Genomic DNA, 17,755 nt, shown 5'->3' with positions numbered 1-17,755 from the left:
CGGCCATATTGACCCCACCTCAGCCGCGACTTAGCTTAAGTCGAAGTCAAAGTCGGAGCAGGTCGACTGCTGGTCGGCCATGGGTTCAGGTCCCAAGGGGGACCACCGGGCGACTGCCTCAGTGGCGGGACGACCGCAGCAGGCCCTCTTCTGACATGAAAGTGAGCACTGGCCAATGAAGACCAGATTCGCCGCAGTCGCAGGCGCCACCCTGGCCGCAACACTGGTTCTCGCCGCCTGTGGGGGAGGCGGCGGGGGCTCCGACAGTGGATCGGCGCCCACCGGTGGCAAGGTCCGCCTGACCATGTGGGCTTGGGACCCGGGCATGGACAAGGTCGTCGCCCTGTGGAACTCGACGCACCCGAACATCCAGGTCGCCCTCAGCAACCCGGCCGGCGGTGACCAGCTCGTCAGCAAGATGATCACCGCGCACCAGGCGAAGACCGCCCCCGACATCGCGAAGGTCGAGTACCAGTCGCTGCCGGGCCTGGTGGCGAACGGCGTGGTCCGCGACATCACCGCCGAGACGAAGAAGGCGGTCACGGACTTCGACGCGGCGACGCTGGCCCAGACCCGCTTCCAGGGCAAGGTCTACGGCATCCCGCAGGACTTCGCCCCGCTGATGATGTTCTACCGGGCCGACCTGTTCAACAAGTACGGCCTGAAGGTGCCCACCACCTGGCAGGAGTACGCGCAGGTGGCCGCTCAGCTGCACGCCAAGGACCCCGGCGCCTCGATGACCAACTTCGACGCCGCCGACCCCGGCTGGTTCACCGGCCTCGCCCAGCAGGCGGGAGCGGACTGGTGGACCACGCAGGACGACTCCTGGCACGTGGACATCAACGGCACGGCCAGTGACAAGGTCGCCGACTACTGGCAGGGCCTGGTCGACAAGGGGCTGGTGAAGAAGAACCCCTCCTTCTCCCCGCAGTGGAACAAGGAGATGAACAACGGCACCCTCCTCACCTGGATCTCCGGAGCCTGGGCCCCGGCGCAGATCGGCGGCATCGCCCCGTCGACCAAGGGGAAGTGGACCGCCGCGCCGCTCCCGGCCTGGACGGCGGGCGACACCACCACCGGCATCTGGGGTGGCTCGGCCATCACGGTCACCACCGACTCCAAGCACCCCGCCGAGGCGGCGGAGTTCGCGAGCTGGCTCAACACCGACGACAAGGCGGTCACGGCCCAGGTCAGGAACATCAACATCTACCCGGCCTCGACCTCGGGGCGCGCCCTGCGGATCCTCGACCAGCCGCCGGCCTTCTTCCCGAACCAGCCGGACTTCTACGCCGAGGTGAAGAAGGTCGCACCCGGCGCCCGCAGCTTCTCGATGTGGGGCCCGAACGTCACAGTGACCTTCTCCGCGTACCGGGACGGTTTCGGCGCGGCGCTGCAGTCCGGGAGCTCGTTCACCGGGGCGCTGGACACCATGCAGAACAACACCACGGCCGGCATGAAGAAGCTCGGGTTCACCCTGAACTAGCCCGGGCGCCCCGACCGCCCGGCGCGGGCTCCTGACCCCCGCGCCGGGCGGCCAGGCCGGCTCCGCCGGCATCAACCACCGAAACAACCAGGCACCGAAGCAACCAGTCACTGGCACCAGCCATTCATCCGATGAGGACGATGTCGATGGCGACAAGCATGTCGCGGCGGGCCCGCCGGGCGGGCCACAGCCGTCTGCCCTATCTGCTGGTCCTGCCCGCGATCCTGCTCCTCCTGCTGTTCGTGGTCGCCCCCGGGGGCTACGCGCTGTTCCTCAGCTTCCAGCAGCGCAAGGTCAGCGGGGGCCTGCTGGGAACAGGCAGCAGAACGGTCTTCGCGGGCCTGGACAACTACTCCACCGTGATCCACGACACCGAGCTGTGGCACAGCCTGCTCCGGATGCTCCTGGTCGGCGCGATCACCGTACCGGCGACCGTGCTTCTCGCCCTGCTGTTCGCGCTCCTCCTGGACACGGCGCGAGCCCGGCTCACCCGGTTCGCACGGCTGGCCATCTTCCTGCCGTACGCGGTGCCCGGCGTCATCGCCACCCTCCTGTGGGGCTTCCTCTACCTGCCGGCGACCAGCCCCATCGGTGGCCAGCACCTCGACTTCTTCGGCAGCTCGATGGTCTACGTCTCGGTCGCCAACATCGCGGTGTGGGGTGCGGTGGGCTTCAACATGGTGGTGATGTACACGTCCCTGCGCGCGCTTCCGCCGGAGATCTACGAGGCGGCCAGGATCGACGGAGCCTCCGAACTCCAGATAGCGCTGCGGGTGAAGGTGGCCCTGATCCGTCCCGCCATCGCCATGTGCACCCTGTTCACCGTGCTCGCCGCGCTGCAACTGTTCAACGAGCCCAACACGCTGCAGCCGCTGTCGAACGCCATCTCCCTGACCTGGGTTCCCCTGATGAAGATCTACACCGACGCCTTCGTCGACTCCGACATCAACCTCGCGGCTGCCACCTCGGTCGTCTTCGCGGCCGGGATCCTCGCCGTCTCGGTGATCGTCGGACGCCTCGCGCAGACCTGGTGGGGCGCCGCCGGAGCCGCCGGCAAGGAGGGACGATGACCATCGACTCGCCCGCCCGTCCCGTGGCGTCCCCGGTGACCGCCACCCGGACCGGACGACCCCGCCGCAGACGGATCGCCCTGCTGCCCACCGTGATACTGCTGCTCGGAGCCGTCTACTGCCTGGTGCCGACGCTGTGGATCCTGATCGCGTCCACGAAGTCGCGCAGCGAGTTGTTCTCCACCGCGACCTATCTCCCGTCGTTCGGCTCGGGGCTGGTGGACAACGTCGCCGACCTCTCCTCGTACGACTCGGGCATCTTCTGGCACTGGATGCTCAACAGCTTCCTGTACGCGGGGGTCGGCGGGTTCGTGGCCACCGCCGTCTCCGCCGCGACCGGCTACGCCATCGCCAAGTACCGCTTCCGGGGCCGGACCCTGCTCTTCAACACCATCCTGGCCGGCGTCCTGCTGCCGCAGGTCGTGCTGGCCGTGCCGCAGTACCTGCTGCTTGCCCGGGTCGGCATCACCGACAGCTACTCGGCGGTGATCCTGCCCCAGCTGTTCAACCCCTACGGCATATACCTGTGCCGGATCTACGCGGCGGCCTCCGTACCCGACTCGCTGCTCGACGCCGGGCGGATGGACGGGGCGAGCGAGTGGCGGATGTTCTCCGCGATCGGGCTGCGGCTGATGGCGCCCGGACTGATCACCGTCTTCCTGCTCCAGTTCATCCTCATCTGGAACAACTTCCTGCTGCCCTTCGTCATGGTGACGAACGACGACAAGTTCCCGCTGACGGTCGGCCTCTACAGCCTGCTGCGGCACGGCGCCAACCAGGCATCCCTGTACTCGCTGGTGATCACCGGCACACTGCTGTCCGTCGTCCCCGTCATCGCGCTCTTCCTGTCCCTGCAGCGGTACTGGCGCATCGACCTGGTGACCGGTGGCCTCAAGTAGGCCGAAGGGATCCGATGACGGTCGGCCGGGATTGTTTTGGACTGTGGATATAATGTTTGGACGCACAGTCTGAAACGAGGGGTGGGAATGGCGGACGGCAACCCGGCCCCGGACGCCGAACGCGACGCGATCATCGCCGCGTTGGTGCCCGTGGTCGACGGGATCGCGGCGACGTTCGGTCCGGTGTGCGAGGTGGTGCTGCACGACTACCGGCAACCGGAGAAGTCGGTGGTCGCCGTCGCCGGAGCGCTGACCGGGCGGTCGGTGGGCGGGGCGATGAGCGAGATCGGGCTGCGGATGCTGGCGCGCGGGGACGGGGCGGCCGACGAGCTGAACTACCTCACCCGGACCAAGGGCGGGCAGCAGCTCAAGTCGTCCACGATGGTGCTACGGGACTCCACGGGCGCGGTGTTCGGCGCGCTCTGCGTCAACGTCGACGTGACCGCCGTGCGGCAGGCGCAGGCTCTGTTGGCCGGGATCGGTGGGGGTGTCGCGGCCCAGGCGCCGGCCACCACCACCTTCGGCAATGACATCGACTCCGTCGTCGAGGCCATCGTCGACGCCCATCAGCTGTGGCGGAGCAGAACCTGGGTCCAACTCGACCGCGCGGAGCGGCTGGAGCTGTTCCGCGGTCTCGACGAGCACGGGGTGTTCGCCGTGCGCCGGGCCATCGAGCAGGTCGCCGCCCGGCTCGGCATCTCCCGGGCCTCCGCCTACAGCTACCTCGCCCAGGCGCGAGCCGCGACCGGCACCCCCGTCACTTCCGCTCCCGCTTCCGATGGAGGAACCGCGTGACCACCACCCCGCCCATCACCCTCGACGACGTCCTCGGCGCCGCCGCCCAGATCAAGGGCGTCGCACACCGCACACCGGTACTGCGTTCGCGCACCCTCGATCAACTCGTCGGCGCCGAGGTGTACTTGAAGTGCGAGAACTTCCAGCGGATCGGCGCCTTCAAGTTCCGCGGCGCCTACAACGCGGCCTCCCGGCTGACACCGGACCAACTCGCGTGCGGTATCGCCGCCTACTCCTCCGGCAACCACGCCCAGGCCGTCGCCCTCGCCGCCCGCGAACTCGGCACCACCGCGGTGATCCTCATGCCCGAGGACGTCCCGGCCTCGAAGCGGGCCGCCACCGAGGGATACGGCGCCGAGGTCGTCACGTACGACCGTTACAGCGGCGACCGGGTCGCCATCGGCGAGGCCCTGGCCGCCAAGCGGGGGCTCTCCCTCATCCCGCCCTACGAGCATCCGCACGTCATGGCGGGGCAGGGCACGGCGGCGCTCGAACTCGTCGAGGAAGTGGGGGAGTTGGACGCTGTGATCGTGCCTGTGGGCGGTGGCGGGCTGATCGCCGGGACGGCCACCGCCGTCAAGGGACTGCACCCGCGCACCCGTGTGATCGGCGTCGAACCGGAGGCCGGTGACGACACCAAGCGCTCCTTGGAGGCGGGCCGGCGCGTGTCCATCCCGGTGCCGCGCACCATCGCCGACGGACAAGCGGCCGATACACCGGGGGAGTTGACCTTCTCCGTGAACCAACGACTGGTCGACGACATCGCGTTGGTCGGCGACGAGCAGATCAAGGACGCGATGCGGTTCGCCTTCGAGCGGCTGAAGATCGTCGTCGAGCCCAGCGGCGCCACCCCGCTGGCCGCGCTCCTCGCCGGGCGCGCGGGCCAACTCCCGCGCCGGGTGGGGATGATCGTCTCGGGCGGCAACATCGACAGCGAGCGGTTCGCGCGGTTGTGCGCGAGCAGCCCTGCCTGATGCCTGATGCCTGATGCCTGATGCCTCACGGCTCACGCGGGCGTCCGGTTCCGATTCCGTCGTCAGCTTCCGATTCCGAGGTCGGCGCGTCGTCATGACCCGTACCGGACGACCTGCCCCTCGGCGTACGCAACCGCCTCCGCGTGTCCGAACAGGCCGGGCAGCCCGCCCGTGTGCACGAACACGGTCCGCTCGCCCGGCCTGATGTCGCCGTCCCGCACGGCCGCGATCAGGCCGGCCATCGCGCGTCCCGTGTATGTCGGATCGAGGACGAGCCCGGCGGTGCGGGCGGCGAGAACGAGGGCGTCCGCGGTGGGTGCGGTGAGCGTGGCGTAGCCGCTGCCGATCTGGTCGCGCCGTACCCGTAGTCCCTCCGGTGAGGGCAGTCCCGCGAACTCGCTTACGGCGGGGGCCGGTTCGGGCAGTGCACCCACATCGACGCCGAGCACCGCCGCCGCCCCGAGCGAGACCACCAGCCCCGCCATCGTGCCGCCCGAGCCGAGCGCGACGACGGCCGTACGGAGATCCGGGAGCTGTCGGCGCAGCTCCTCGCCGCAGCGCGCATAACCGCGTGCCCCGAGCACGCTGGAACCGCCGAACGGGATCAGCGCGGGCCTCGCGCCCGACCTGCGCAGTTGCTCGCAGACCTCGGCCGCCGCCCCGTCCAGCCCTGCCTGCTCCACATCGCCCGCCCAGGCGATCCGGGCGCCGAAGAGGCCGTCGAGGGCGAGGTTCCCCGAGCGCGACACACCCGGCGAGCCACGCAGCACCAGTACCACGTCCAGGCCCAGCCGGGCTCCGGCGGCCGCGGTCAGGCGGGCGTGGTTGCTCTGCGGGGCGCCGGTCGTGACCAGGGTGTCCGCGCCCTCGGCGAGCGCCGCGCCGACGGTCCACTCCAGCTTGCGGATCTTGTTGCCGCCGCCTCCGAGGCCGGTCAGGTCGTCGCGCTTGATCCACAGGTCGTCCGGGCCGAGCCCGATCGCGGTGGCGAGTCTCGGGGCCGGTTCGACGGGGGTGGGGAAGGTGGCCAGTTCCACGTGCGGGGCGCTGTGCGGCTCGTCGCTCATGGCGTACATCATCGCGCGTTTCGGAGACCGATCCGCTGGTGGACTTGCCCATGGAAACCGATCGGTTTACTGTGGTCCACATGAGGAAACCGATCGGTTTCCCCCGCTCTTCGCCTCAGCTCAGGAGATCCCCCCATGACGAACATCGAAGGTTCCGTCGTCCTCGTCACCGGCGGCAGCCGCGGCATCGGCCGGGCGCTGGTCGAGGCCCTGTACGAGCGCGGCGCCAAGAAGGTGTACGCCACCGCCCGCGACCCGAAGACCGTCACGCACCCGGACGCGGTACCGCTGGCGCTGGAGGTCAGCGACCCCGCCTCCGTCGCGGCGGCGGCCGAACAGGCGCAGGACGTCACGATCGTGATCAACAACGCCGGCGCGTCCGTGAACGCGAACTTCCTGGACTCGCCGATCGAGGACATCCGCCGCGAGTTCGAGACCAACTTCTACGGCCCGCTGCTCGTCACGCGTGCCTTCGTGCCGATCATCGAGCGCAACGGCGGCGGCCACATCCTGAACTTCCACTCGGTGCTGTCCTGGATCGGTCTCGCCGGCTCCTACAGCGCGTCCAAGGCCGCCTTCTGGTCACAGACCAACTCCCTGCGCCTGGACCTGAAGCCGCGCGGGATCGACGTCACCGGACTGCACGTCGGCTACGTCGACACCGACATGGCCGCGCACGTCGACGCACCCAAGTCCACTCCCGAGAGCGTGGCGGCGCAGGCCCTCGACGGCATCGAGTCCGGCGCCTTCGAGGTCTTGGCCGACGACCTGACCCGCCAGGTCAAGGCCGGGCTCTCCGCCGAAGGCGGCGCCCTGTACCCGCAGTTGGCCGCCTGACCGGACCGGCAGTGATCAGATCGGCAGCAACCGGCCGACCAGTGCGCTGAGTTGCTGCGCGTTTTGGCACTCGTGCATCTCGACCAGCTCCGCGTAGTCGGGCGCGGCCGAGTCGCCGGTCCCCCACTGGGTGCGCTGCTCGGGGTTCAACCAGTGGACCCGGCGGGCCCGTTGGGCGATCTGCCGGACGGTCGGGAGGTTCGGGTCGCTCATGTTGGTGCGGGCGTCGCCGAGCACGAACACGGTCGTACGCGGGCCGACCGCGTCGCCGTACCGCTCCGCGAACTCGCCCAGGGCGACGCCGTAGTCACTGCTTCCGTGCCAGCCGGTGAGGGTGGCCTCGTCGCGGATGCGGGTGCCGAGGCCCTCGGGGTCGGCCGTGCCGTGGACGAGGAGCGGCGTCACCTCGTCGAGGCGGTTGACGAAGGCGAACACCCGCACCTTGCTGAACTGGTCGTGCAGCGCCTGCACCAGCAGCATCGTGAAGTCGGAGAAGCCCGACACCGAGCCCGACACGTCGCACAGCAGCACCAGTTCGGGCCGGACCGGCCGGCGTCGGCGCAGCACCGGCCGCATCGGCACCCCGCCCGTGGACAGGGAGCCGCGCAGGGTGCGGCGGAGGTCGATCGTGCCCCGGGAGGCGCGGCGGCGGCGCGCGGCGAGACGGGTGGCCAGCTTCCGGGCCAGAGGCTGAACCGCCCTGCGCAACTCGGCCAGTTGGGCCCGTCCGGCGAACAGGAAGTCGACGCGGTCGGCCGTCGGCGCGATGGCCCGCCGGGCGATCTCGTCCCGGCCGCGCCGCTCGGCGACCCGGCGCCGCGCCTCCAGGGCGACCTGCCGCCGGAACCCCTCGATGCGCTGCCGGATCTCGTCGTCGAGCAGCCGGTCGGTGAACCCGGACCCGCCCGCTCCCTCCGCTCGGATGCTCGTACGCACCCGGGCCAGCAGCGTCTGCGGACGCAGCCGGTCCAGCGTCTGGTACGACGACCAGCCGTCCGACGAGGGCGAGTTGCCGTATCCGCCGAAACCGTCGACGGCCTCCGCCGCCAACTGCCCCATCAGAGCTTGGTCGTTGGCGGCTAGGGCTGCCGCGAGCCGGTCGCGGAGGTCCTCGCGGTCGGCGGCGGGCTCGCCCTGGGGTGCTCCGACATTGCGCGGGAAGTAGAGGTCGAAGACCGGGTCGAACACCGGGCGTTGGCCCGTGCCGTGCAGCAGCGTCGCGGCCAGTCCCTCGCGGAGCAGCTCGCGGTCGGCGAGCCCGAGCGCCTCCACCGCACGCGCCGCGTCCACGGTCTCGCCGGTGCCGATGCGCAGACCGTGCGCGCGCAGCGCCCCGACGAGGCCCGTCAGCCGCTCGGTGACACCGGCGGCGGTCACACGGCGTCCAGGTCGAGCTTGGCGGCGGCCCGGAGGATGTCGTCCTGATGCTTGAGGAGCACGCCGAGGGTGTCCCGTACGACCGTCTCGTCGAGGGTGTCGGCGCCGAGCGCCAGGAGGGTGCGGGCCCAGTCGATGGTCTCGGCCACCGACGGCACCTTCCGCAGCTCCATCTCGCGCAGCGCCCCGACCACCCGGACCACCGACCCGGCCAGCGCCGCACCGATGCCCGGCACCTTCAGCCGTACGATCCGACGCTCCAACTCCTCGTCGGGGAAGCCGATATGGAGGAACAGGCAGCGGCGGCGCAGGGCCTCGGAGAGCTCGCGGCTCGCGTTCGAGGTGAGGACCACGAAGGGGCGGCGGGTCGCGGTGATCGTGCCCAGCTCCGGGACGGTGACCTGGAAGTCGCTGAGGATCTCCAGCAGCAGACCCTCCACCTCGACGTCGGCCTTGTCGGTCTCGTCGATCAGCAGGACCTTCGGGTCGTCGCCGCGGATCGCCGTGAGCAGCGGGCGGGGGAGCAGGAACTCCTCGCTGAAGATGTCGGTGCGGGTCTCGTCCCAGCTCTCGTCGCGGCCCGCGCTGATGCGCAGCAGCTGCTTGGCGTGGTTCCACTCGTACAGCGCCCGGGACTCGTCGACGCCCTCGTAGCACTGGAGCCGGATCAGCTCGGCGCCGGCCACTTCGGCGACGGCCTTGGCCAGCTCCGTCTTGCCGACGCCGGCCGGGCCCTCGACGAGGAGCGGCTTGCCCAGGCGGTCGGCGAGGAAGACGGTCGTGGCGACCGCGGGTGACGCCAGATAGCCGGTCTCGGCGAGGCGTGCGGCGACTTCGTCGACGGAACGGAACACGGGGCCTCCGGCGGATCGCGGGTGGTGCGTCGGTGCGCGGCAACATATCTAAGCGCTTGTTCACCTTCACTGTCACCCGGAATCAGCTGCCCGCGCAAGCTCGTACACCGATCGGTTTCCTCCTGGCTCTCGGCGCGGTAACCTCGGACTATGGCCACGACAGACAAGGCGTCACCCCGGGACCGGCTGCTCGACGCGGCGGCCGAGCTGTTCTACCGCGACGGTGTCTCCATCGGCGTGGAGGCGCTCTGCAAGTCCGCCGGGGTCTCGAAGCGGTCGATGTACCAGCTCTTCGACAGCAAGGACGAGGTACTCGCCGCGAGCCTGGAGCGGCGTTCCCCCGGGTACGCGGCGCGGCTCATGCCCGGTCCGGACGATGCCGGTACGCCGCGTGAGCGCATCCTGTACGTCTTCGAACAGGCGGAGGAGTCGTCGACCGAGGCCGGCTATCTGGGGTGTCCCTTTCTTGCCACGATGGTCGAGCTGAAGGATCCCGAGCATCCGGCGAGCAGGGTTGCCCGGGTCGCCAAGGAGAAGTTGCGGGACGCGTTCCGGGAGCAGGCCGAGTTGGGTGGCGCACGTGATCCGGGGTTGCTGGCACGGCAGTTGATGCTGGTCTTCGACGGGGCCAGTGCTCGTGCCGGTGCGAAGTTGGAGTCCCTGGACGGGTTGACCGTGGAGACCGTGCGGACGTTGCTGGATGCGGCGGGCGTTGTCTGAGCGTTGGGTCATGTCGTTGATTGGCCGCGGCGCCGTCGTGGCTGGTCGCGCCCACGCGGCGGAGCCGCATATCGATACAGCCCCGCGCCCCTTGGGGTGGGGCCGAACCCGGCGTATTTGGCAGCCCCCCTGGACATGAGGCAGGGGCAGCCGGCGTAGCGGCTGCCCCTTTCCCGTCCGACCGTGCTCACGCTGCCAGCGCCACCGCCTCCACCGCCGGTGTGCGCAGCACGCGCCGGGCCGTCAGCAGGCTCGTGCCCAGGGTCAACGTCGCTGCCACCGCGACGACCGTGAGCCAGATTCCGAGTCCCTGGTGCGGGAGCACCGAGTCGGTACGGACGATGGTGAACGGGATGATGCCCGCCAGTGCGGCCGCCGTGCCGGACAGGATGCCGGTGATCGTCAGGATCGCCGTCTCCGTGGCGACCGTGCGCAGCACCTGACCCGGAGTCGCACCCGCCAGGCGCTGGCCGCCGAACTCGCGGGAGCGGTAAGTCGTCGCAGAGTAAAGGGAGTTGACCAGCATCACGCAGACGAAGACCACGATGATGCCGACGACCGTGAAGTTGAGGGTCTCCAGGTTCTTGGCGTCCACCGACTTCGTCAGGCCCGAGGCCCTCACCGCGTCGCTCTCCACCGCCTGCATGTACAGCGTCGCCGTGGACACCGCCGTGAAGAGGATCAGCGACATCAGGATCCCGGCGAGCTGGTCGGTCCGCTCGCGGAGGTTGCGGACGGCCAACCAGCCGCTCGCGCCCGTCAGTTGGAGCCGGTCGAGCAGGTCCTTCAGCAGGCGTGGTGCCAGCAGGGCGAGGCCGACCGAGAGCAGGATCGCGCCGTACGCCGGGGCCGCCATCAACGCCGCGTCCGTGGCCGAGAGGGCGAAGGTCGACGACACCGACACCACACCCGCGACCAGCGCGCCGTAGGCGAGGAACGTCCGGGCTCGGCCCCGCTGCCGCTGCCCGCGCGTCGCCCGTCGTACGGCCAGGAACGCGGCGCCCGCCGAGGCCAACAGCGTGATGCCCAGGCCCGATTGGAGGGCGAAGGGGCCGAAGGAGTAGTCGACGGACCGGGCGACCTGACCGCTGTCCTTGAACGCTCCGAGCAGCGCCCGGCCGCCGAGCATCGCGGGACCGACGGCGAGGAGCGCGCCCAGCAGGGCGACCGCCACCGCCTCACCCACGACCATCCGCTTCAGCTGCGCCGGGGTCGCCCCCGAGCAGCGCAGGGTCTCCAACTCCCGCGACCGTTGACGGACGTTGACGGTGAGCGTCGACGCCACGGCGAAGAACACCAGCAGGGTGCCGTACCCCCCGACGACACTCGCCGACGTGGACAGCGTGTCGGCGCTGACCGAGTCGATGCCGTGCCGATTCGCCGTGTCCTGAAGGGAGTTGAACGTCATGATGATCGCCGCGCCCAGGAACGCGGCCAGCAGGGTCGCCAGGAAACGGCCCGGCCGTTGCCGGATCGAACGCATCGCCAGTACGAACATCGCTCACACCCCCACCGTCATGTCGTCGCCCAGGTGCGCGAGCCGCTCGGCGACCGCGTCGACGGTCGGCGCGTGCATCCGGCCGGCGAGCCGGCCGTCCGCGAGGAACACCACCGAGTCGGCGTACGAGGCCGCGACCGGGTCGTGCGTCACCATCACCACGGTCCGGCCGTGCACCCGCACCGCCTCCCGCAACAGCAGCAGCACATCCCGCGCGCTGCGCGTGTCCAGAGCGCCGGTCGGCTCGTCCGCGAAGATCACCCGAGGCTCGGTGACCAGCGCGCGGGCGATCGCGACCCGCTGCCGCTGACCGCCGGAGAGCTGGTCGGGACGGTGACCGAGCCGGTCGCCGAGCCCGACCGCGGTCAGGACCTCCTGGGCCTGCCGCCGGTCGACGCGCCGCCCCGCCAACTTCAGCGGCAGCACGGTGTTCTGCGCGACGGTGAGCGTGTCGAGGAGGTTGTACTGCTGGAACACGAACCCGATCCGACTGCGCCGGAACCGCGTCAGCTCCGCCTCGCTCCCGCCGGTCATCTCCGCACCGTCGACCATCACGATCCCGCTGTCCGGCCGATCCAGCCCCGCCGCACACTGCAACAGCGTCGACTTCCCGGACCCCGAAGGCCCCATCACCGCCGTGAACGTGCCCCGCTCCAGGCTCAGCGTCACCCCGTCCAGAGCGGTCACGGCGCTGTCGTCACGGCCGTAGGTCCTGCTCACCTTGACCAGCCGCAGCGCCTCCGCGGCGGGTCCCTTGTCGTGTGTCCGTCGTGCGCTGCGAAACATCGCCGTCACCCTCCGTGCGGCACGCCCTGTGCCTCGTCAACGACGCTACGGAGAACGCCGGTTGCGCACATTGGGCGCAGAACCCGTATCGCGGGGTGTACTCAGCGACACCCCCGCGCTCGGGTCCGCAGCACCTGCTGTGACAGGGCTGTGACCGGAGGTATGGCTTCCGCCACAGCGATCCCGCCCCTGGCTTGATCGACTTCGTGGATGCCGAGAAGGATGCCGAGAAGCGGGTACGACTCCGCGCTGGTCGCGGTGGTGGGGCTCCTCGTCGGGGCCGTCATCTGGACGGTCGCGGACGTGGCCTACGACGATCCCGCCGCCGGACGGGCGCAGCCGGGCCCGGTCTGCCCGCACGAGGGCATCCGCGTCACGGCCGGACCGGTGAACCCCGCGATGGGACTGCGCGCCATGGACCTCACCCTGGAGAACTGCGGCACCCGCGCCTACCGCGTCCAGGGCTACCCCGAGATCCGGCTCCTCGACCGCGACCAGCGGCACGTGACCGGCGTCTCGGTGCTCCACGGCAGTGCCGGCATCGCCACGGTCGGCGGATTCGACGAACCGCCGAACGCGGTGACGCCGGCCCCCGGCGAGAGGGCCTCCGCCGGCCTGTTGTGGCGCAACACCACCGGCTTCGGCGGCGCGGCCCACGTGCCGTATCTGACGGTCGAGGCACGCTCCGGGGCGCTGCCCGTCCTCCTGTCACCGGACGGCGGGCTCGACCTCGGGACGACGGGACGACTCGGCGTCGGACCATGGCGCAGCAGCACCACCACCAGCACCAGCACCAGCACCACTGGCTCCGGCGGAGGCACCCCATGACGGACCCCGACACCCCCGCAGTCGGCTTCGTGGGGCGTGTTCTGCGCCGCTCTCCCGAACACAGGCGAACCGACGGCGTCCTCTGCGCGCTTCTCGTCGGCCTGGACGTCCTCTTCGTCGCGGCGATCCTCGCGCTGGGCGGCGACGGCGTCTTCACGGAGGGCTGGATGGGATACCCCGGCCCGGCGGACTCCACCGCCCTCTCCTATCAGTACGACTGCGTCATGTTCCTCTGCCGGGTCGAGGCCGTGACCGTCGCCCTGGCGATCGCCTGCCGCCTCTGGACCACGGCCGTCACCCAACTCGTGGTCCTCACCTCCGCCGCGGCCTTCATCGCCTCCCTCTCCACCTACTGGAACCCCTGACCGACCGCCCATACGGGTCACCAGAACGCGCCGCTCCCGGCCCCGCCCGATGCAATGAACCTGTGACCGCGCCCCCGGACGACTGCCTCGCCCGCAACGAGTGGATCTGCGGCGAGTACCTGAGCACCCGCCGCCACATCCTCGTCGACGCGGTCGTCCAGCACCTCCAGCTGACCGCGATCTCGGTGCTGATCGGCCTGGCGATCGCGCTGCCGCTCGCGGTGGTGGCCCGCCGCTGGGGCTGGGCCGCGGGCCCGGTGCTCGGGGTGACGACGATCCTCTACACGATCCCGTCCCTCGCGATGTTCTCCCTGCTGCTGCCCGTCTACGGCCTCTCCGCCACCCTCGTCGTCGCCGGGCTCGTCCTCTACTCGCTCACCCTGCTGGTCCGGAACATCCTGGCCGGCCTGCGCGCCGTACCCGAGGAGACCCGACAGGCCGCACGCGGCATGGGCTACGGCCCGATCCGCCTCCTTCTCACCGTGGAACTGCCCCTCGCGCTCCCCGCCGCGATGGCAGGCCTCCGCATCGCCACCGTCTCGGCGGTCTCCCTGGTCACGGTCGGGGCGATCGTCGGCTTCGGGGGACTCGGCAACCTCATCTACGCGGGCATGAACACCTACTTCAAGGCGCAGGTGCTCACCGCGTCCGTGCTGTGCGTGGTGATCGCGATCGTCGCCGACCTGCTCCTGCTGCTCGTGCAACGGTTGATCACCCCTTGGACAAGGGCGGTGCGCGGATGAACACCCTGACCGACGCCTGGCACTGGCTCACCGACTCCGCCCACTGGTCCGGCGACGACGGCATCTGGCACCGGCTCGCGCAGCACCTCGTGCTCACGGTCGTGTGCCTGGTCATCAGCTGTCTGATCGCGCTGCCGATCGCGCTCGTCCTCGGCCACCTCGGCAAGGGCGGCGCGCTCGCCGTGAACATCTCCAACATCGGCCGCGCGGTACCCACCTTCGCCGTTCTGGTCCTGCTGCTCCTGACCCCGGTCGGCCAGTGGGGCGAGGGGCCCACGGTCGTCGCCCTGGTCCTGTTCGCCGTACCGCCCCTGCTCACCAACGCCTACGTCGGCATGCGCGAGGTCGACCGCGATGTGGTGCGGGCCGCGCGCGGGATGGGAATGACAGGTCGTCAGATGTTGTTCCGTGTCGAACTGCCGCTCTCGCTCCCGCTGTTGATGAACGGCGTACGGATCGCGGCCGTCCAACTCGTCGCCACCGCCACGATCGCCGCACTCGCGGGCGGCGGCGGACTCGGCCGCATCATCACCGCCGGCTTCAACCTCGCCAACACCGCGCAGGTGGTGGCCGGTGCCGTACTCGTCGCCGTGTTCGCGCTGCTTGTCGAGGGCGTCTTCGAGGTCGCCGAACGGCTGGCGCCCCGATGGGCGGGGAGAGCGCGATGAAGCGACTGCGACTGCGACGCACGGCCGCGGCCGGTCTCCTCCTCCTGGTCGCGGGCTGCTCGACCGGCCCGTCCCTGGAGAACCAGAGCGCCGTCACCGCACCACCCGGCGACAGCCATCACCTGACCATCGGATCGGCCGGTTTCACCGAGAGCGACCTGCTCGCCCAGATGTACTCGCTCCTGCTGAAGCAAGCCGGCTACCAGACGTCCCTGCTCACCGTCGCCAACCGCGAACTCTACGAACCCGCCCTGGAATCGGGGCAGATCGACGTCGTGCCCGAGTACGCGGCCACCTTCGCCGACTGGCTCAACGCCAAGACCAACGGCCCCGACGCACCCGCCGTCGGCTCACCCGACCTCGCCACCACGATGAAGGCACTCCGCCGACTGGCCACGCCCCGCGGCCTCACCGTCCTCGACCCCGGCAGGGCCGTCGACCAGAACGCCTTCGCGGTGGCCCGCTCGTACGCCGAGGAACACCACCTCAAGACCCTCAGCGACCTCGGCGCCTCGGGACTGAGGGTGCGGCTCGCGGCGGGCGACGAGTGCGTGCAACGGCCTTACTGCGAACCGGGGTTGAAGAAGACCTACGGCATCGACATCACCGCCGTCGACCCGAAGGGCGTCGGCACGACACAGGCGAAGAGCGCGGTGCGCAACGGCCAGGACCAGATGGTGCTGACCACGACGACCGACGCGACCCTCGACCAGTTCGGCCTCGTCCTCCTCGCCGACGACAAGCACCTCCAGAACGCCGACTACGTCGTCCCGGTCGTCAACCGCTCCCGGGCGGGCAGCACCGGCGTGACCAAGGCGTTGGGGAGACTGAATGACGTTCTTACCACGGCCGACCTGGCGTCCATGAACCAACAGGTGGACAGCTGGCGGCGGTTGGCGCAGGACGTGGCGCGGACGTACTTGAAGGACAAGGGCCTGCTGAAGTGAGGCGGAAGCGGAGCCAGGCGCATTGTCAGTGGCGGCTTGTACCTTTCCGGCATGGGTGTCTATCTGGTCGATGTCGGTGCGGGGGAGTGGCTGAGTGAGGACACGGGGGAAGGGGGCATGGGTGCGATCGCCAAGGGGCTCGACGCGGAGCTGGCCCGGCGCGGGCTGCCGCCGTACGCGTCCGTGCCCGAGCGGGACTTCGGGTCGGCGTTCGAGGAGAAACTGAGCCCGTCCATGCAGGGGTTCGACGCGCTGTGCCGCGCCCGACTGACGCCTGCCGAGCATGAGTTGATCGGCGACTGGACAGTGCTGGTGCCGGTCTCGCTCGACGAGGAGATACGCCTGCCGATCGGCTCCGCGTACACGGACGAGACGGTGATCGCGGGCGCACCCCAGGTGCTGGCCCTGGCCGAGCGCCTGGCCGCGGCACTTGAACTGCCCGTCGGGATACCGGAGGTGACGGGAAACCTGGCCCTCACCTTCTGGTTCCTGGAGGGAGAAGCAGAGGAGTGGGCGGCAGCCCGTCCCGGGCTCTGGAGCGAGGACCTGGACACGGCCTTCTACGTGGCCCTGTATCTGCGCGCGGCCCAGCACGCGCTCCGGCAGGGCTGCCCCCTCACCTACTCCTGAGCCGCCGAGCGCTCCTCACGCGTCCGCCACCGAGTCGAAGTCCACCTGTCCCCGGGGCACCCCGAGCGCGTCCGCGTCCACGGACCGCCGTAGCGCCTCGTGCAGTTTCGCGGGGGTCAGCACGCCGAGGAAGCGTGCCCCGTCCAGTACGGCGACCCACCCGGCGTCGTGCTGGAGCATCACGCCGAACGCCTGCTTCAAGGGGGCGCCCACCGGCACCCACGCGTTCATGCGGTGGGCGAGTTCACCGACCGTGCCGCCCGCGGCGAGTTCGTCGGCCTTGACCCAGCCCTGCAGTTCGCCCTGCTCGTCGAGGACCACCGCCCACCGCGCGCCCTCCACCCGCAGCCGGTCGGCGGCCCGCTGTGCCTGCTCGTCCACGCGGGCGACCGGCGGCTGCTCCAGGTCGTCGGGCTCGATCTCCGTCACCGACAGTCGTTTCAGACCCCGGTCCGCGCCCACGAACTCGGCTACATACGGCGTCGCCGGCTTGCCCAGCACCGCGCCGGGGGTGTCGTACTGCTCGATCCGCCCCTGCCCGTACACGGCGATACGGTCGCCGAGCCTTACCGCCTCCTCGATGTCGTGCGTGACCAACAGCACCGTCTTGCGCACAGCGGCCTGCATCCGCAGGAACTCGTCCTGCAACTGCTCGCGCACCACCGGGTCGACCGCGCCGAACGGTTCGTCCATCAGCAGCACCGGCGGATCGGCGGCGAGTGCGCGCGCCACCCCGACGCGCTGCCGCTGGCCGCCGGAGAGCTGCTCCGGGTAGCGCGGGCCGTACGTCTTCGGGTCCAGGCCCACCAGATCGAGCAGTTCGGCGGCCCGGGCCCGCGCCTTCGTCCGCTTCCAGCCGACCAGGGACGGCACGGTCGCCGTGTTGTCGAGGATCGTGCGGTGCGGGAAGAGGCCCACCTGCTGGATGACGTATCCGATACGGCGGCGCAGTCGCACCGGGTCGACGGTGGCGATGTCCTCACCGTTCACGAGGATCCGGCCGGAGGTGGGCTCGATGAGGCGGTTGACCATCATCATGGTCGTCGTCTTGCCGCAGCCGGAGGGGCCCACGAGCGTGACGAGTTCGCCCTCGTTCACCTCGAAGGACAGCCCGTCCACGGCCGTCGTACCGTCCGGGTACCGCTTGCTGACCTGCTCGAACCGGATCATGTCCTCACGCTAACGGCGCCGGTCCCGCACCGCCCTTCAACAGC

The 17,755-nt window shown here is 70.3% G+C and carries 19 protein-coding genes; 13 read left to right on the top strand and 6 right to left on the bottom strand.

Annotated elements, in window-relative coordinates:
- Window positions 1–175: 175 nt before the first annotated feature.
- The 5 genes from OG226_RS07275 (at window position 176) to OG226_RS07255 (ending at window position 5,221) form a co-directional block, all read left to right on the top strand.
- The gene (locus OG226_RS07275; RefSeq protein ID WP_329348328.1) at window positions 176–1,483 is read left to right on the top strand and encodes an ABC transporter substrate-binding protein; all 1,308 of its coding nucleotides are present in this window, start codon (window positions 176–178) and stop codon (window positions 1,481–1,483) included.
- A 140-nt stretch (window positions 1,484–1,623) separates the two neighbouring features.
- On the top strand, window positions 1,624–2,553 hold the full coding sequence (locus OG226_RS07270; RefSeq protein WP_443066873.1) for a carbohydrate ABC transporter permease: 930 nt from the start codon (window positions 1,624–1,626) through the stop codon (window positions 2,551–2,553).
- The gene (locus tag OG226_RS07265; protein WP_329348326.1) at window positions 2,550–3,452 is read left to right on the top strand and encodes a carbohydrate ABC transporter permease; all 903 of its coding nucleotides are present in this window, start codon (window positions 2,550–2,552) and stop codon (window positions 3,450–3,452) included. Before OG226_RS07270 ends, OG226_RS07265 begins: the two co-directional genes overlap by 4 nt.
- 87 nt (window positions 3,453–3,539) lie before the next feature.
- Window positions 3,540–4,247, top strand: a complete 708-nt coding sequence (locus tag OG226_RS07260; RefSeq protein WP_329348325.1) for a helix-turn-helix transcriptional regulator — start codon at window positions 3,540–3,542, stop codon at window positions 4,245–4,247.
- Window positions 4,244–5,221 carry a pyridoxal-phosphate dependent enzyme gene (locus OG226_RS07255; RefSeq protein WP_329348324.1) on the top strand — a complete coding sequence of 326 codons (978 nt, stop codon included), beginning with the start codon at window positions 4,244–4,246 and terminating at the stop codon, window positions 5,219–5,221. The genes OG226_RS07260 and OG226_RS07255 overlap by 4 nt, the downstream gene beginning before the upstream one ends.
- A gap of 92 nt (window positions 5,222–5,313) precedes the next feature.
- On the opposite strand, the gene OG226_RS07250 is transcribed toward OG226_RS07255, so the two are convergent.
- A complete protein-coding gene (locus OG226_RS07250) occupies window positions 5,314–6,300 on the bottom strand; it encodes a D-cysteine desulfhydrase family protein (RefSeq protein ID WP_443066872.1) in 987 nt (328 codons plus the stop codon).
- 123 nt (window positions 6,301–6,423) lie between these two features.
- Between OG226_RS07250 and OG226_RS07245 the strand changes: the two genes are divergently transcribed.
- Window positions 6,424–7,125 carry an SDR family oxidoreductase gene (locus OG226_RS07245; RefSeq protein ID WP_328675890.1) on the top strand — a complete coding sequence of 234 codons (702 nt, stop codon included), beginning with the start codon at window positions 6,424–6,426 and terminating at the stop codon, window positions 7,123–7,125.
- 15 nt (window positions 7,126–7,140) lie between these two features.
- Here OG226_RS07245 and OG226_RS07240 read toward each other — a convergent pair whose 3' ends face one another.
- Both OG226_RS07240 and OG226_RS07235 read right to left on the bottom strand, forming a co-directional pair.
- A complete protein-coding gene (locus tag OG226_RS07240) occupies window positions 7,141–8,502 on the bottom strand; it encodes a vWA domain-containing protein (protein ID WP_329348322.1) in 1,362 nt (453 codons plus the stop codon).
- The gene (locus OG226_RS07235) at window positions 8,499–9,356 is read right to left on the bottom strand and encodes an AAA family ATPase (protein WP_328675888.1); all 858 of its coding nucleotides are present in this window, start codon (window positions 9,354–9,356) and stop codon (window positions 8,499–8,501) included. Before OG226_RS07235 ends, OG226_RS07240 begins: the two co-directional genes overlap by 4 nt.
- A gap of 150 nt (window positions 9,357–9,506) precedes the next feature.
- Here OG226_RS07235 and OG226_RS07230 point away from each other — a divergent pair, with 150 nt between their 5' ends.
- Window positions 9,507–10,076 carry a TetR/AcrR family transcriptional regulator gene (locus OG226_RS07230; RefSeq protein WP_328675887.1) on the top strand — a complete coding sequence of 190 codons (570 nt, stop codon included), beginning with the start codon at window positions 9,507–9,509 and terminating at the stop codon, window positions 10,074–10,076.
- Between the two features lie 187 nt (window positions 10,077–10,263).
- Here OG226_RS07230 and OG226_RS07225 read toward each other — a convergent pair whose 3' ends face one another.
- Window positions 10,264–11,574, bottom strand: a complete 1,311-nt coding sequence (locus OG226_RS07225; protein WP_329348321.1) for an FtsX-like permease family protein — start codon at window positions 11,572–11,574, stop codon at window positions 10,264–10,266.
- Window positions 11,575–11,577: 3 nt separating this feature from the next.
- Window positions 11,578–12,360, bottom strand: a complete 783-nt coding sequence (locus tag OG226_RS07220; protein WP_328675885.1) for an ABC transporter ATP-binding protein — start codon at window positions 12,358–12,360, stop codon at window positions 11,578–11,580.
- Window positions 12,361–12,582: 222 nt separating this feature from the next.
- Between OG226_RS07220 and OG226_RS07215 the strand changes: the two genes are divergently transcribed.
- From OG226_RS07215 to OG226_RS07190, 6 genes are all read left to right on the top strand, one after another.
- A complete protein-coding gene (locus OG226_RS07215) occupies window positions 12,583–13,188 on the top strand; it encodes a DUF4232 domain-containing protein (protein ID WP_329348320.1) in 606 nt (201 codons plus the stop codon).
- Window positions 13,185–13,553 carry a hypothetical protein gene (locus tag OG226_RS07210; RefSeq protein ID WP_328675883.1) on the top strand — a complete coding sequence of 123 codons (369 nt, stop codon included), beginning with the start codon at window positions 13,185–13,187 and terminating at the stop codon, window positions 13,551–13,553. The genes OG226_RS07215 and OG226_RS07210 overlap by 4 nt, the downstream gene beginning before the upstream one ends.
- Before the next feature lie 62 nt (window positions 13,554–13,615).
- Window positions 13,616–14,296, top strand: a complete 681-nt coding sequence (locus OG226_RS07205; protein WP_328675882.1) for an ABC transporter permease — start codon at window positions 13,616–13,618, stop codon at window positions 14,294–14,296.
- On the top strand, window positions 14,293–14,964 hold the full coding sequence (locus OG226_RS07200; protein WP_328675881.1) for an ABC transporter permease: 672 nt from the start codon (window positions 14,293–14,295) through the stop codon (window positions 14,962–14,964). The genes OG226_RS07205 and OG226_RS07200 overlap by 4 nt, the downstream gene beginning before the upstream one ends.
- The gene (locus OG226_RS07195) at window positions 14,961–15,911 is read left to right on the top strand and encodes an ABC transporter substrate-binding protein (protein WP_328675880.1); all 951 of its coding nucleotides are present in this window, start codon (window positions 14,961–14,963) and stop codon (window positions 15,909–15,911) included. The genes OG226_RS07200 and OG226_RS07195 overlap by 4 nt, the downstream gene beginning before the upstream one ends.
- Before the next feature lie 51 nt (window positions 15,912–15,962).
- Window positions 15,963–16,541: a hypothetical protein gene (locus OG226_RS07190; RefSeq protein ID WP_328675879.1), complete on the top strand. Its 579-nt coding sequence runs from the start codon at window positions 15,963–15,965 to the stop codon at window positions 16,539–16,541.
- A 15-nt stretch (window positions 16,542–16,556) separates the two neighbouring features.
- Here OG226_RS07190 and OG226_RS07185 read toward each other — a convergent pair whose 3' ends face one another.
- Window positions 16,557–17,711 carry a betaine/proline/choline family ABC transporter ATP-binding protein gene (locus OG226_RS07185; protein WP_328675878.1) on the bottom strand — a complete coding sequence of 385 codons (1,155 nt, stop codon included), beginning with the start codon at window positions 17,709–17,711 and terminating at the stop codon, window positions 16,557–16,559.
- Window positions 17,712–17,755 lie beyond the last annotated feature (44 nt).

This window comes from Streptomyces sp. NBC_01261 (assembly GCF_036226385.1).
GTDB lineage: Bacteria > Actinomycetota > Actinomycetes > Streptomycetales > Streptomycetaceae > Streptomyces.
The sequence above is the reverse complement of the archived record's forward strand: the minus strand, read 5'-3'. Positions and strand labels throughout refer to the sequence as shown.

What these genes read in the sequence shown, in the direction of transcription:
- OG226_RS07275 (WP_329348328.1), top strand. Translation starts at nt 176, where the DNA reads ATGAAGACCAGATTCGCCGCAGTCGCAGGCGCCACCCTGGCCGCAACA.
- OG226_RS07270 (WP_443066873.1), top strand. Translation starts at nt 1,624, where the DNA reads ATGTCGATGGCGACAAGCATGTCGCGGCGGGCCCGCCGGGCGGGCCAC.
- OG226_RS07265 (WP_329348326.1), top strand. Translation starts at nt 2,550, where the DNA reads ATGACCATCGACTCGCCCGCCCGTCCCGTGGCGTCCCCGGTGACCGCC.
- OG226_RS07260 (WP_329348325.1), top strand. Translation starts at nt 3,540, where the DNA reads ATGGCGGACGGCAACCCGGCCCCGGACGCCGAACGCGACGCGATCATC.
- OG226_RS07250 (WP_443066872.1), bottom strand. Translation starts at nt 6,300, where the DNA reads ATGATGTACGCCATGAGCGACGAGCCGCACAGCGCCCCGCACGTGGAA.
- OG226_RS07245 (WP_328675890.1), top strand. Translation starts at nt 6,424, where the DNA reads ATGACGAACATCGAAGGTTCCGTCGTCCTCGTCACCGGCGGCAGCCGC.
- OG226_RS07230 (WP_328675887.1), top strand. Translation starts at nt 9,507, where the DNA reads ATGGCCACGACAGACAAGGCGTCACCCCGGGACCGGCTGCTCGACGCG.
- OG226_RS07225 (WP_329348321.1), bottom strand. Translation starts at nt 11,574, where the DNA reads ATGTTCGTACTGGCGATGCGTTCGATCCGGCAACGGCCGGGCCGTTTC.
- OG226_RS07220 (WP_328675885.1), bottom strand. Translation starts at nt 12,360, where the DNA reads ATGTTTCGCAGCGCACGACGGACACACGACAAGGGACCCGCCGCGGAG.
- OG226_RS07215 (WP_329348320.1), top strand. Translation starts at nt 12,583, where the DNA reads ATGCCGAGAAGCGGGTACGACTCCGCGCTGGTCGCGGTGGTGGGGCTC.
- OG226_RS07210 (WP_328675883.1), top strand. Translation starts at nt 13,185, where the DNA reads ATGACGGACCCCGACACCCCCGCAGTCGGCTTCGTGGGGCGTGTTCTG.
- OG226_RS07200 (WP_328675881.1), top strand. Translation starts at nt 14,293, where the DNA reads ATGAACACCCTGACCGACGCCTGGCACTGGCTCACCGACTCCGCCCAC.
- OG226_RS07195 (WP_328675880.1), top strand. Translation starts at nt 14,961, where the DNA reads ATGAAGCGACTGCGACTGCGACGCACGGCCGCGGCCGGTCTCCTCCTC.
- OG226_RS07190 (WP_328675879.1), top strand. Translation starts at nt 15,963, where the DNA reads ATGGGTGTCTATCTGGTCGATGTCGGTGCGGGGGAGTGGCTGAGTGAG.
- OG226_RS07185 (WP_328675878.1), bottom strand. Translation starts at nt 17,711, where the DNA reads ATGATCCGGTTCGAGCAGGTCAGCAAGCGGTACCCGGACGGTACGACG.